1 protein-coding gene is annotated in these 326 nt (G+C 47.5%); it reads left to right on the top strand.

The genetic code is table 11. The features are described from left to right. A partial coding sequence (locus tag AC23P2_RS31325; RefSeq protein ID WP_487776825.1) for an Ig-like domain-containing protein occupies nucleotides 1-326 on the top strand: 326 nt, incomplete at both ends.

Here is a 326-nt window from a genome sequence, read left to right as displayed (position 1 = left end):
TTCTGTTACGAAGTGAAGGACAATGTAGGCTTGAAAGATACGGCTTGTGTGGTGATTAACATCCTTCCAACGCCAACGCCAGGTAACGACAAGCCAATTGCGGTGGATGACAATACGCAAACGGAAGTAGGCACCCCAGTGACGATTAACGCGAAGGCCAACGACAGCGACCCAGATGGCAATGCAACATTGGGCAGTCCAGTGAAGTTGACGAATCCAACCAACGGAACGGTGAGTCAAAACCCAGATGGTACTTTTGTTTATACGCCAAATGCGAATTTTACAGGAACGGATAAGTTTACGTACCGCATTTGTGACAATGGAAC

This window comes from Runella sp. R0.1_18 (genome assembly GCF_057652155.1).
The sequence above is the reverse complement of the archived record's forward strand: the minus strand, read 5'-3'. Positions and strand labels throughout refer to the sequence as shown.